General features: G+C 47.5%; 12 protein-coding genes. 9 read left to right on the forward strand and 3 right to left on the reverse strand.

Annotated elements, in window-relative coordinates:
* Window position 1 precedes the first annotated feature (1 nt).
* From NSQ57_RS06215 to NSQ57_RS06235, 5 genes are all read left to right on the forward strand, one after another.
* Window positions 2-979, forward strand: coding sequence for an LCP family protein (locus NSQ57_RS06215; protein WP_342425790.1), 978 nt, complete (start codon window positions 2-4; stop codon window positions 977-979).
* 130 nt (window positions 980-1109) lie between these two features.
* Complete coding sequence (locus NSQ57_RS06220; RefSeq protein ID WP_342425791.1) at window positions 1110-1601, forward strand: hypothetical protein; 492 nt, start codon at window positions 1110-1112, stop codon at window positions 1599-1601.
* 108 nt (window positions 1602-1709) lie between these two features.
* Window positions 1710-2630: an ABC transporter ATP-binding protein gene (locus tag NSQ57_RS06225; protein ID WP_029516218.1), complete on the forward strand. Its 921-nt coding sequence runs from the start codon at window positions 1710-1712 to the stop codon at window positions 2628-2630.
* Entirely contained in the window at window positions 2623-3405 is a 783-nt protein-coding gene (locus NSQ57_RS06230; RefSeq protein WP_029516219.1) for an ABC transporter permease subunit, read from the forward strand. The genes NSQ57_RS06225 and NSQ57_RS06230 overlap by 8 nt, the downstream gene beginning before the upstream one ends.
* A 241-nt stretch (window positions 3406-3646) precedes the next feature.
* Window positions 3647-4732: an AI-2E family transporter gene (locus NSQ57_RS06235; RefSeq protein ID WP_029516220.1), complete on the forward strand. Its 1086-nt coding sequence runs from the start codon at window positions 3647-3649 to the stop codon at window positions 4730-4732.
* 39 nt (window positions 4733-4771) lie between these two features.
* Here NSQ57_RS06235 and NSQ57_RS06240 read toward each other — a convergent pair whose 3' ends face one another.
* Together NSQ57_RS06240 and NSQ57_RS06245 are read right to left on the reverse strand one after the other, a co-directional pair.
* Window positions 4772-5233 (reverse strand): polymer-forming cytoskeletal protein, encoded by a 462-nt coding sequence (locus NSQ57_RS06240; protein WP_318626969.1) that lies wholly within the window; start codon window positions 5231-5233, stop codon window positions 4772-4774.
* 45 nt (window positions 5234-5278) lie between these two features.
* On the reverse strand, window positions 5279-6310 hold the full coding sequence (locus NSQ57_RS06245) for a M23 family metallopeptidase (protein ID WP_165144681.1): 1032 nt from the start codon (window positions 6308-6310) through the stop codon (window positions 5279-5281).
* Window positions 6311-6456: 146 nt separating this feature from the next.
* Here NSQ57_RS06245 and cls point away from each other — a divergent pair, with 146 nt between their 5' ends.
* Window positions 6457-7887, forward strand: coding sequence for a cardiolipin synthase (gene cls / locus NSQ57_RS06250; protein ID WP_342425792.1), 1431 nt, complete (start codon window positions 6457-6459; stop codon window positions 7885-7887).
* 192 nt (window positions 7888-8079) lie between these two features.
* Entirely contained in the window at window positions 8080-9024 is a 945-nt protein-coding gene (locus NSQ57_RS06255) for a YitT family protein (protein ID WP_029516224.1), read from the forward strand.
* A 69-nt stretch (window positions 9025-9093) separates the two neighbouring features.
* Here the strand turns inward: NSQ57_RS06255 and ligD are convergent, their stop codons facing one another.
* Entirely contained in the window at window positions 9094-9996 is a 903-nt protein-coding gene (gene ligD / locus NSQ57_RS06260) for a non-homologous end-joining DNA ligase (protein WP_165144687.1), read from the reverse strand.
* A 213-nt stretch (window positions 9997-10209) separates the two neighbouring features.
* Between ligD and NSQ57_RS06265 the strand changes: the two genes are divergently transcribed.
* Together NSQ57_RS06265 and NSQ57_RS06270 are read left to right on the forward strand one after the other, a co-directional pair.
* Window positions 10210-11478, forward strand: a complete 1269-nt coding sequence (locus NSQ57_RS06265; protein WP_342425793.1) for a sulfotransferase — start codon at window positions 10210-10212, stop codon at window positions 11476-11478.
* Window positions 11475-13400, forward strand: a complete 1926-nt coding sequence (locus NSQ57_RS06270) for an asparagine synthase-related protein (RefSeq protein WP_342425794.1) — start codon at window positions 11475-11477, stop codon at window positions 13398-13400. Before NSQ57_RS06265 ends, NSQ57_RS06270 begins: the two co-directional genes overlap by 4 nt.
* The last annotated feature ends 49 nt before the right edge of the window (window positions 13401-13449 follow it).

Consider the following 13449-nt stretch of genomic DNA (forward strand, 5'->3'; position numbering starts at 1 on the left):
TATGAAACGGTGGCTGAAGATAACATTGGGGGCTGCGGCGTTATTGGTCATAGGGGCTACTGCCTACACCGCTTATGTGTATCATTCCTTTAAAACAGCAGCGAATGCGATGTATCATCCGCGTAGCATGTTTCAGCCTGGGGCGGTTTCTACCCTTGCAACGGGCGGAGCAGGGCGATCCATAGATACAGACTCTGGATCAAGTACACCCAATCCGGCAGCCATCTCCCAGTTCAAGCCGTTCACCGTGCTGGTACTGGGCGTAGATCGGCGGCCTCACGATCCAGGACGATCGGATACGATGATCGTCTTGTCTGTTAACCCTGCCGAAGGCTCTATGTTGATGTTCAACATTCCGCGTGATACGCGAACAGAGTTGATCGGCAGAGGGCGTGAGGACAAAATCAATCACGCTTTTGCTTTTGGGGGGGTGGATATGTCGATTCGTACGGTAGAGCATTTTTTGAACCATCCGATAGATTACTATGTACAGATGAACATGGAAGGGTTTGCGAAAATGGTGGACCTTATGGGGGGAGTCGAGGTTCATAATCCACTAGATTTTCAATATGAGGGCTATCATTTTGCACAGGGTAATTTGAACTTGAACGGGGCTGAGGCGTTGGCCTACGCCCGTATGCGATTCGATGATCCACGTGGGGATCTCGGAAGAAATGCCCGCCAGCGGGAGCTACTCAAGCAAATTCTTGCCCAGTCCATCAGCAAGGAAGGGCTGTTGAGGGTAAAACCGATACTGGAAGCAGCGGGGGAGCAGATTCGCACAGATATTACCTTTGACGATATGACCACTTTCCTGACCCGGATCGGTCCGTCCCTCAAGCAGACGGATACCGTTGAACTGAAGGGACATGGGCGTAAAATCAACGGTGTGTATTATTACATTGTGGATGAGCAGGAACGCCAGCGTATCCATGGAGTGATGGAGAAGCATTTGCTTACCACTGCCATATTACCTTAGGCAGACTTACGCAGGCGGGTGCCCTATGGGGAGATCACCCGTTATTTTCTTCTAAAGTCTTCTAAAAAAGGCTTGTCCCACATACATCTGTAGAGAATTCGGTATAGTCCAACAGAGGGAGGGGCAATGTGTGCTGTTTAGAAGGAGAGCGGCTTCGGCGTTCGTCCGTAAGCTATTATATTTTGCCATTATATGTGGATTGTTATGGCTGCTGTGGCTGGGTCTGCGTGGGGTCATGTCTACAGGCGATGGCGATCAAGCGGTAGAAGCACTGAACGAGTTCTACACGATGGAGCAATCGGGAAATTTCGGAGGTTCATGGGAGCTTTTTCATTCGCAAATAAAAAAGAAATTCGAGAAATCTACGTATGTACAGCAGCGTGCGCACGTTTTTATGCAGGATATGGGGACGGATACGTTCACGTTTGAACTGGGGGAGCCGCAGACTGAATATGACATTCGTACGGATCAGAATGGAGAAGAGTTAGGGAAAGTTTACCGTATTACGGTCACTCAGCATTACAAGACCCGATTCGGTAATTTTGATATCGTACAGCCTTGTTATGTGACGCAGGAAGATGAGAAATGGCGGGTGCTTTGGATATACAAGGACAAGGAATAGAGGTTGCGAGGTGTTTCTAAAAGGTTAAATATGGTACAATACTTCCAAAACCGGAAATGTACAGTAAATGGATAACAGCTTCACTCCGGATGGAAGGAGTTTCATAGCATGCAGCAAGCGACAGGACAGGTTCCCGTCATACGTATGGAGGGTGTGAGTAAAATCATTTCCTCCAAAGCGATCGTGGATGATCTGACGCTGGAGGTTCCGGCGGGGCAGGTATTTGGTTTCCTTGGACCCAATGGTGCGGGAAAAACGACAACCATCCGTATGATGGTTGGCCTGATTTCGATCAGCAAGGGCGATATTCATATTTGTGGAGACAGCATTAACACCGATTTTGAAAAGGCCGTTTCCCATGTCGGCGCGATTGTTGAGAACCCGGAGATGTACAAGTTTTTGACAGGCTATCAAAATTTGCAGCATTTTGCGCGGATGTCTCCTGGGGTGACCCAAGAACGCGTGGATGAAGCGATTCGTTTGGTGGGACTCGGAAACCGGATTCACGATAAAGTAAAAACCTATTCGCTCGGGATGCGGCAGCGACTTGGGGTAGCTCAGGCGATTTTGCATCGACCGAAGCTGCTTGTGCTGGACGAGCCGACCAATGGTTTGGACCCGCAGGGTATTCGTGAACTGCGGGATTATTTGCGTCAGTTGACCCGTACGGAGGGAATTACCGTATTCGTATCAAGTCATTTGTTGTCCGAGATGGAGCTGATGTGCGACCGTGTAGCCATTATTCAGAGCGGACGGCTGGTTGATATCAAGCAACTGAAGAATACAGGGGAGGAAGTGCAGACGGCGGAAATTGCTTTTGAGGTAAATGATGCCGAACAAGCCTATGCGCTTGCTGGAGCAGGACGCGTTGAAGGTAATCAACTGCTGCTTCACCTGGAGCGGGAACAGATCGCAGAGATGAACAGCCTGCTGGCTGCAAACGGAATTAAAGTATATGCGATTCGCCCGGTTGCCCGTACGCTGGAAGATCAATTTTTGGAAGTGACGGGAGGCGGGTTCATTGGGTGATTTCTTCAAACTGGTACATAACGAAAATCTGAAAATTTACCTGCGTGTGCGCACATGGATTATGCTGGGATTGCTGGCGGTCATCACTGCTGCGATTCCGATGCTGATCTCCCTGGTTTCCGATCAGGTCAGTGTGTGGGATGGGATTGCGTTGACGACGTTGTTTACGTTTTTCCTCAATACGACGTTTACGGTCATTGTAGCTGCTGATTCGGTGGCTGGTGAATTTACTTGGGGAACGATTAAGCTGCTGCTCATCCGACCTTGGACTCGCAGCAAAATATTGTTGTCCAAGTATATATCCGTGATTTTGTTCAGTTTGCTCGGAACGATCATTTTGATCTTGATGGTTACGCTGTCCTCATGGCTGATGTTATCCAAGGATGCACCAGCGGGTTCTGTTCCGCTGTTCAGTGATCCGATATCTTACGTAACGTTGAACTTCTTGTATAGCTATATTGCCTTGTTCGTGACGATGGCCTTTGCTTTTATGCTGTCCGCTGTTTTCCGTTCCAGTGCCTTGGCGATTGGGCTGTCGCTGTTCATGATGTTCACCAAAACAATCTATAACTCTATTGGCTTGTTCAGCACAGATCGTTTTGAATGGACCAAATACGTACTATTTACGCATATGGATCTGAAAAAATATCTAGATATGCCGCCGGGTACGGTAAGTTCCAGTCTAACCTTTTCGCTCACCGTGCTGGCCGCTTATTATGTAATTTTTATCGCCATTGCCTGGGTGGTTTTCGTAAAACGGGATGTTTCAACCTAAATCGCAGTGTCTTAGAGTTACACAAAGGACGTTCAAATGCTCAGCATTTGGACGTCCTTTTATTATTTCAGGATTTTGCAAAATCCTCATTTAACACTGTTTTATCCAGTATCTATGTCATTTTTGTTACATATTCTGCGTGCAGGGGTATATTGTAATCTATTTTCAGCAAGAATCAATCAATAGGGTCATTTTGCGTTTAAAGAGGTAGAGAGAAATAGAACAGAGGGGGCCGCATGGTATGCTGCAAAATAATCGTTTTTTTCGTGTAACTACAGGTATCGTCATGCTATTACTCATCATTTACTTGGGCACCAAAGTAAGTTTTATATTTAGTCCTCTCGTATCCTTGGTCAGCTTGCTGGTGGTACCGTTAATGCTATCTTTTTTCCTCTATTATTTATTGAGGCCGATTGTGGATGTAATGGAACGGAGAAAAATCAAACGATCGATCTCCATCTTGCTGATTTATTTGGTCATTGGAGTGTTATTGTTTGTTTTCTCATGGGGTGTGTGGCCTACGCTGCGTGATCAAGTAACCAATTTATTTGAAAATGCGCCGAAGCTCATTAAAAGTCTGGTTGATCAATTGAGCCAATGGCGGCATAATCAATCCTTGAGACAAGTGCTGCCTCCGGGTGAAGACCCGCTGTCACAACTGTCAGATACGTTGAACGAAGCCTTTTCGACGCTATCTGATTATTCGGTAAAGCTGGTATCGTTCGTGTCCTACTTTTTTATCGTATTGGCTACCTTTCCCATATTGCTCTATTACATGCTGAAGGAAGGGAGCAAGTTTGGCCCTAAAATGCTAAACTTCTTTCCTAAAAAATATCACAAGGACGCATTGGAGGTTATGGAAGATATCGATAGTGCACTCAGCAGCTTTATCGTCAGTCGGGTGCTGATCAATGTCGCGTTGGGTGTGATGATGTTCCTTGGATTTTTGATTATTGGTTTGCCTTATGCCTTGCTGCTCGCCGTTATTTCGATTTTCCTTAATTTTATTCCCTATGTGGGGGCAGTGGCCGCTTCTATACCCGTGGTTATTATTGGATTTCTCGAATCACCTTCGATGGCGCTCTGGTCGCTGGTCGTGGTGATTGCTGCACAGCAAATTCAGGATAATTGGCTGTCACCTATAGTTTTTGGTAAACAGCTGGATATTCATCCGTTGACTGTCGTTATTTTACTGTTAGTTGGTGGCGACCTGCTCGGGATTCTGGGTATCATTTTGGTGATTCCATTGTATATGTGCGGAAAAATCGTCATACGCAAGGTATACCAATTATTTTTGGAACGCAGAGTGGAGGATATTATGGAATGAATGGAGAATGCACTGGATTTAAAGGAGTATATACTGACTTTACCCTGCTTCGGATTGCAGAGCGGCTTGGCTGTCCTCCCTGTCTTTGCTGAAACTAGATTGGGTTTCGTCGTTTGGCTCATCCGTAGAAGTTGACAACTCTACATCCTTTGTTCGGTTCATTTGACTTGTGCCGTCCAGTACACCGCCTTCAGAAATGACCAATGCAGCGGTCGCGGTATTTCCGTACAGCTCACCTGTCGGCGTAATGGTCAGTCGTCCTTCTGTAGTAATGCTGCCGAACACCTTACCGGCAAGGATGACGTCTTGTGCGAAGATGTCCGAACGTACAACAGCAGATTCTCCAATGACGACAGTACGAGTGCTGCGGATATCGCCCTGAAAATGACCGTCAATCCGAATATTGGCCTCTGCCTCAACTGTACCTTCAAAGCTGGTGCCATTAGCGAGCAGTGTATCCATAGCTGGGGTGGAGAGCTTTTTTTTGGATTCCTTAAACATGATGGTTTTCCCCCAATCTTTTATTGTGAAAATTTTGCAAAATCCTCATTGTACATACAGTAATGGATCGACAGGTTGGTTATGCTTGACGATCTGAAAATGAAGATGAGGTCCTGTGCTTCTCCCGGTACTTCCCAGCAGACCGATGGTCTGTCCTTTGTGGACACGATCTCCTGGAGCCACCTGCATGCCGCTCAGGTGCATATACCAGCTCTGGAGTCCGTCAGGATGCTGGATGATGATGCACTTGCCGCGGGCTCCACTAGAAGCAGCCTCCAAGACGGTGCCTGCTCCTGCTGCATAGACAGGATCACCGGTTTGTCCGGCAATGTCCACGCCTGAATGAAAGGCAGATCTACCCGTAAAAGGGTCGCTGCGATAGCCGAAGCTGGAGGTCATTCGCCGTGAACCTACAGGCCAAACGGAGGGTTTCCCTTGCACGGCAAGAGCCAGCCTACGAGTCTGGAGTAACTGTGCGGCTTGTTTGCGCTCCAGATTTTGCTGGACGGCATTTGCTTGCTGAATAGAGCGAGGAACCGTACGTTCCACCGTGTCCAACAGAGATTCGATCTCCTGAAAATCATCCATTGCCTGGCGAGTTAGGAAGGCAGTATTTTCATGTACTGCGATCAGCTCACCCCCAATATGGCCGGAAGCATCCCAGGAGAGCGGAGTCATGTTTTTTTTATGGTTACTTGTGGCAGATGAGTTTCCGTGTTTACGAATGAATTGTTGCATTTGCTGTTCCAGCTCTGTTACGCGCTGAAGGCGTTCACGAATATGGGTGGCTTGATTTGTCAGCTCCATGACTTCCTGCCGTAGTCGCCCAATGGCTGCATCCTTGTCCGCTACCGTGACCTCCATCTGCAAACTCTGGACAGCAAGATTCGTTTCCATTTGGGAAATAATATGGGAAGAACGGATTTGCAGCCCGATCACGAGCGTAGAGATAGACGCGATCACAAGAGTCGGGACGAGAATGACAGCGGCTGTAGAGCATTGTAGCTGCTTGGGCGGTTGCTGTGCATCCCGAATAACAAGCAGGGTCATCCGGCGATTTAGGCTTCCTTTTTTCATAATCGCTCCTTTCCGGACATCGCTCCTATAGTGCTTGGTTACTATCTATTCAGCTTAAGAGGCAAACATGTCAAAAAAATTGGAGCTTAGTATAAAACGTAGATGAGGATTTTGCAAAATCCTGAGATATATAAGGAGGCTTAGACATGCTGTGGTTGCTGTTGGTTTTAATTGTTTTTATTTTTCAGACCGGGACGATCCTGCTCTTTGAATTTCGCAAGCCGTCCAAAGCGGTAGCCTGGCTTTTTATTTTGTTTTGCTTCCCGCTCATTGGCTTTGTCGTGTACTACTTTGTTGCACAGGATTATCAGAAGCGTAAAGTGGTTCGAAAAGGGGGATCGCAGCTGTTTCGTGAATTCCGCGAGCGTCTATGGGCGCAATCCAAGGTCATTGAACATGTGGAGCAAATGCATAATCCTCATTTCAAACATCAGGAGCGCCTGTTTAACCAGTTAATTCGTATGTCGGAAAACCCGTTGACTGGATGTAACCGCACACGTGTGCTGACGAACGGTGAAGAAGCCTTCGAGGCCATGCTGGCAGCGATGGAACATGCGCAACATCATATCCATGTGGAGTTTTACATATTTCGGGCCGACGAAATCGGAAGAAAGTTTCAAGAGGTCATGATCCGCAAGGCACGTGAGGGAGTAAAAGTACGATTCGTTGTAGACGGTGTGGGGAGCTACAATTTGCCCTATTCCTTTATTCGCACCTGTAGTGAGGCGGGAGTGGAATTTCATTATTTTCTACCTCCGTTTTTCGCCACGCTGGACCGCCGGATTAACTATCGTAATCACAGAAAAATCGTGGTGGTAGACGGCATGATCGGATTTGTGGGGGGGATTAATGTAGGCGACGATTATCTCGGAAAATACCCCAAAGTGGGATTTTGGAGGGATACGCATTTGCAGATTGAAGGAGATAGCGTCTATTTTCTGCAAAATGCGTTTCTTAGTGACTGGAAGCTGGCCTCAGGGGAGAGACTGATGGATGTGAATTTATTTCCCCCGCATACCTGCACCGGGGATGAGGAAGTACAAATTTTGAGTAGCGGTCCCGATCAGGTATGGGATACGATTCAGGAAATGTGTTTTGGGGCACTCACGGTTGCCAAAAAGCGGATTTGGATTACAACGCCGTATTTTATTCCCGATCCGGGGATTTATGAGGCGCTTAAGCTGGCGGCAGTCAGTGGCGTAGATGTGAAAATTATTATTCCCTACCAGTCCGATTCGAAGTTAGTTCATTTGGCGTCTCTGTCCTATGTACAAGAACTGCTGGAGGCAGGGGTGGAGTTCTACCAATATCGAAAAGGATTTATTCATGCCAAAGTGGTGATTGTCGATGATTTACTCGGCTCGGTCGGGACCGCCAATATGGACATGCGCAGCTTTTTCTATAATTTTGAGTTGACCGCTGTAGTTTTTGCTAATTCAGCGCTGGAACGGCTTTCGGCAGATTTTGTAGAGGACATTTCCAACTCCTCACGCATAGATTTAAACGTGTTCCGCAGACGGCCTAGATCTCAGAAAACAGCTGAAATTCTAACTCGCATGCTCTCTCCACTCCTATAAAGGCGATTTTCGCCGTTTTTATCGCTATAATCCCGCTTTATTGTGATTTATGTGCTCTTTGCTAACTTTTTTGCGCGAAATCACAGTTTTGTGATATACTATTTATATAAATAGCGCGGTAAAGAATAGGGGACTGCGGATAGCAGCCCCTTTTTTGTCCAATATATCATACTGTAACGGGGGGATTTATATATGAGTGTAGTGAGCAAGGAAGTCCAAAGTTTATCTGAGATTACAGATGTGACCGGAGAGTTGACCAAGATCAGCAAAATTCCAGCTAATCCGAAGAACAAAGTAAAACGCCTGTTTCAGCGTGCAGCCATGATTGTAGTTGGTGCAGCTCTGATGGCAGTGGGATTGGAAATATTTCTGGTTCCTAACGGCGTTATTGACGGAGGCGTTACAGGTATTTCCATTATGGCCTCCAAGATTACTGGCTATCCGCTCGGTATTTTCCTGACCCTGTTGAACCTTCCATTTTTACTTATCGGCTACAAACAAATTGGTAAAACCTTCGCTTTATCCACATTATTCGGTATCGTCGTTATGTCCATTGGAACCGCGTTACTTCACAATGTAAGTGCGTTGACTCCTGGTGAACCGCTGCTCGGCGCTATTTTTGGGGGCGTCATTCTCGGTGTTGGGGTGGGTCTTGTGATTCGGTCCGGCGGTTCGCTGGATGGAACAGAGATCGTAGCTATTCTCGTCAGTGAAAAGACTCCTTTTTCGGTCGGTGAGATCGTACTGTTCGTTAACATATTCATTCTGGGAAGTGCAGGTTTTGTGTTCGGTTGGCCAAATGCCCTGTATTCCATGATTGCTTATTATATCGCCATGAAAATGATTGATATTACGATTGAAGGTCTGGATCAGTCCAAATCGGTCTGGATTATTAGTGACAAATACCGTGATATCGGGGATGCCCTGACGGATCGTCTTGGACGGGGCGTAACTTATCTGGAAGGTGAAGGTGGCTTTACAGGCGAAAGCAAGAAAGTGATTTTCGTCGTCATCACCCGACTGGAGGAAGCGAAGCTGAAGAGCATCGTTGAAGATTGGGACCCGCACGCTTTCGTTGCGATCGGTAACATTCACGATGTGAAGGGCGGACGCTTTAAGAAAAAAGGAATACACTAGCGCAAGGGGACAATTTCTCAGCCTAATGGCTGTGGGGTTCGTCCCCTTTTTTATTCTTCCAAGCATGGATCAGGTTCGGTGTGCCTTGGTGCGCATATGCTTGAGGACGTCTTCTACAGGTTGGGGAGGAACCTTGTCGATCAAGTCGCCTACCCGATTTAGTCGTTCCTCAATATTCAGCAAATGGTAGTCAAGTGGTGATACATCTTGCCGTACCTCTTCCCATGTTAGCGGAGTGGAGACCGTAGCGCCGGGACGTGCCCGCGGGGTATAAGGAGCGGCCAGAGTTTTCCCCTGATAATGCTGCAAATAATCAAAATAGATGGCTGTTCCACGATCCTTCTTTAACCTTTCGAGTGTGAACAGATGCGGGTGCTTTTCTGTCACAAACTGTCCGACTAATAGCCCGATGCTGCGAAGTTCGTCGAAGGTTATGCCTGTACGGATCGGAACGATAATTTGTACACCTGTGGCCCCGGATGTTTTGGGGACGGAGTCCAAACCAAGCGAAGCCAGTACTTCACCGACAATAGAGGCTGCCTCCATAATACGTGGCTCCACCTCTCTGGATGGATCAAGGTCAATCATCCATTCACAGGGCAGCTTGTTTCCCGCTTCGTGCAGAGAGGGGTGGAATTCCAACGCAGCTTGATTACCAAGCCAGAGGAGTTGTGGCAATTTGCCGAGCACGATATATTCAATGCCATCATGCAGGGCGGTTTCAATATAGTCCGGCCGAGGACGTGGGGCATTTTTCTGATAAAAAAAATCACCGTGAATCCCATGTGGCCAGCGGATGACGGTCAGCAGACGATGATGACAATATTTGAGCAGGAAGGGAGCCAATACCGCGAGCTTGCGAAGATACAGCGCCTTAGTCACGCCTGCTTCAGGCCACAACGGTTTATCCGGGTTGGTGATAGGAATTTCATGACCTTCAATGGTAATAGTACCTTTAACAGCTTGTCCCATAGTGCTATCCTCCTTTGGCTAATATGCAGCAAAATCTTTATTTACAGGCTGATTGTTAAGCTTTTAGATCTACATAGGGTTTAACATGAACGTGAAGTGCTGAATTTATCCATCAAAAGGATTGACAAGATACATTATGTATCATAAATTTATAATAAAAATACGATATGTATCTATTAAAGTGTCTTGAGCAGAGGTAGAGGAGGAGTTTGCTTGATTGAAAAGCAAGGCGGAGGGCTGGTATTCCTGTTAAGTGTCCCTCGGAGTGGAAGCTCGTTGCTTACCGCCATTTTGCAAAACCATTCCCGCCTGTTTGCCACGCAGGAAATGTGGTTTCTGCTCAGTTTATATGATCTTCCGCAGTCACATGCACGTCCATATGGAGGAACAGGGATACTCCGGCAATTTTTTAAAGGTATGGTCCCCTCCGACGTATTGGAGCAGGCCTCCCGTTCGTATGCACTTGAAATATATAATGGTTTGCTTCAAGGTACAACAGCAGATATGCTTATCGACAAATCCCCGCGTTACTATACGGTGCTGGAATTTATAGACCGTTTATTCCCTGCTGCCCGCAGGTTGTGGCTTATCCGAAACCCTTTGGCCATTGTGGCCTCATTCAAAAAGGTCAATCAGCTACGGAACGGACGTTTTCAACTACTGGAGGAACTGGGGAGTCCGCATTTTAATATGAAAATGACGGATATTACGGTTGGTTTGTTCCGTTATACTCATTATTTTGCTACACCTCATCCACTTGCATACCCGCTTAGGTATGAACAACTCGTATCCAATCCAACGATGGAGATCGAGAAACTGTGCAGTTTTTTGGGAATCCATTATGAAGCGGGGATGGAAAAGTACGGAGATTTCGCGGATACGCCCAAATCCAGTCTTTTTTATAGTATGGGAGCGGGCGATCCATTCGTAGGAGAGCATGAACAGGCGCATCAGGATTCGGTACATAGCTGGCAACATGTGTTGAGTAAAAGGGAAATTGAGCTGTATTGCAGAAGCATTGGGTCCCGCATGTTTAAGCAACTTGGTTACGCGGAAGCGCTGGAGCAGGCTGAACAGATGACTGGAGTTCGCTTTGAAGATGAGCCAGATATGGAGCTGCTGAGTCGACGTACACAACAATTCCTCCAGCAAAGCGGCTTTGAATGGAAGGAAGCTTATCGGATGCTGGAAGAACAGGATACAGATAACAGAGAACTCATGACAAATGCAATCCATCATACTCCACCCCAAGATCCCGCAAGGATGCATGTGGACCAGAGCGTGAACGATCGACGGATCCAATCACTGGAAAACAGATTGGCACATAGCTATGAGGAGCGGAACCGTCTTATCGCTCAGCTTCAAAGCTATCAACGCCCACATCAAGGTCTCCGATCTCGCAGCCTCTTGGCCCGTAAACTCAGGTACTTGGCGTCTGTAGCATTATCAAGTATAGGAAAAGAAAAAGGGGGAAGAACGTGAGTGCGATTGCCGGAATCTATAGCTTTGGGCATGAGTCTGTATGCACCGAAGAAGGCGGGAAAATGATGCAGGCCCTGCGGAAATATCCCGCTGACCGCGTATGCGCTTGGTGTGAAGGCTCTATTTTTTTGGGTTGTCATGCCCAGTATGTGACCCCGGAATCTGTTCATGAGCGTCTTCCCTTTTATGATGAGCTAAGAGATTTGGCAATCACGGCGGATGCGCTTATTGACAATCGTTCCGAGCTGTTTGAACGGCTGGGAGTTGAGCAGGAACGGCGGCAAGATATCACGGACAGCGAGCTGATTTTGCTGGCATATGACAAATGGGGAGTGGAGGCAGCCAGTTATCTGATAGGTGATTTTGCCTTTGTCATTTGGGATGCCAAGGAACATCGATTATATGGTGCTCGAGATATGACAGGCCATCGTACGCTGTACATCTACCAACATGACCGAGGATTCGCGTTTAGCACGGTAGTCGCTCCGCTTTTGGCCCTGTCCTCTCTGCGAAAAGAACTGCATGAACCGTGGCTGGCCGAATTTTTGTCCATCCGCACCATGCAGGAATCCGTCGATATCGGGACGACCGCCTACAAGCATATCAACCAGCTTCCTCCTGCACATTGGTTCACTATGGAGGAGGGGAAGCGAACCCTTCATAAATATGCATGCCTGGATGAGGTAGAGCCACTGCGGCTCAAAACAGGAGGTGAGTACATAGAAGCTTTCCACGAGGTGTTCACACAGGCGGTCACTGCCCGATTACGGACGCATCGCGCTGTAGGGGCTGCCTTGAGCGGAGGGCTGGATTCCGGAGCGGTTGCCAGCTTTGCCGCGCCAGCGCTGCACTTGCAACAAAAGCCGCTACATGCCTACAGCTATGTGCCTGTTCAAGATTTTACAGACTGGACACCGCCTACATTGCTGGCGAACGAACGAAGCTACATTCATTCTACGGCTCGCTATGTGGGCAACATTCACGAGAACTATATGGATTTTGAGGGAAAAAGTCCGTTTTCAGAAATTGATATTTGGCTGGATTTGATGGAGGCTCCCTACAAATATTTTGAAAACTCCTTCTGGATCAGAGGTTTTTATGAAAAAGCGCAGGAACACAATGTCGGTGTACTGTTGACCGGGGCACGAGGCAATTTTTCCGTATCGTGGGGCCCTGCACTGGACTATTATGCCCGTCAGTTTCGTCATTTGCACTGGTTGCAATCCTTTCAGGGATTGAGGCGGTACAGCAAGCTTACGGGCAGGCGTATGTCTCATCTACTCCCCGTGATGTTGAAGAAAGCGACTTCACTTGAACCTCGTTTATGGCTGCGGCGTGGCCATCGCAGTCCCGTTCCTTCACTGATTCACCCAGAGTTTGCCCAACGGATGAATGTAGAAGATATTCCTGTATTGAGCGGAACAGGTTGGATGAAAAATGCCGATCAGACGAGAAAAGAGAAGTTCTCAAATTTGGCGATTGCCAACAAAAATGGTGTGGTCGCGACCAAACTTTCACTACGTTACGGCCTATGGGAACGTGATCCGACCGGGGACAGCCGGGTAATTCGCTTTTGCTTATCGGTGCCTTTTGAGCAGTATGTACAAAACGGTCGGGACCGTGCCCTCATTCGTACGGCCATGCGTGATCATCTACCTGATGATGTTCGGTTGAACCAGCGGGTACGCGGCGTGCAGCCTGCAGATTGGCTACATCGTATGCTTCCTTGTTGGGATACGTTTATGGGGGAGCTTCAACTGATGTGTCATGATTTACGAGCCGCCGAATATCTCAATATTGAGTTTATTAAGACGGCTATGGCAAAACTTCACCACCCCGGCCCTGAGCAGGCGTCTGATCCGAATATAAGACTACTCATGCATAGCCTGATTGTGTACCGTTTTCTCTGTAGATTCAACTGATCGAATCTGTCCGGTCAGACAGTTCGCCATTCGTTGGAGGGGAGGTGAT

The sequence above is a fragment of the Paenibacillus sp. FSL L8-0502 genome (assembly GCF_038593055.1).
GTDB classification, from domain to species: Bacteria; Bacillota; Bacilli; order Paenibacillales; family Paenibacillaceae; genus Paenibacillus; species Paenibacillus polymyxa_D.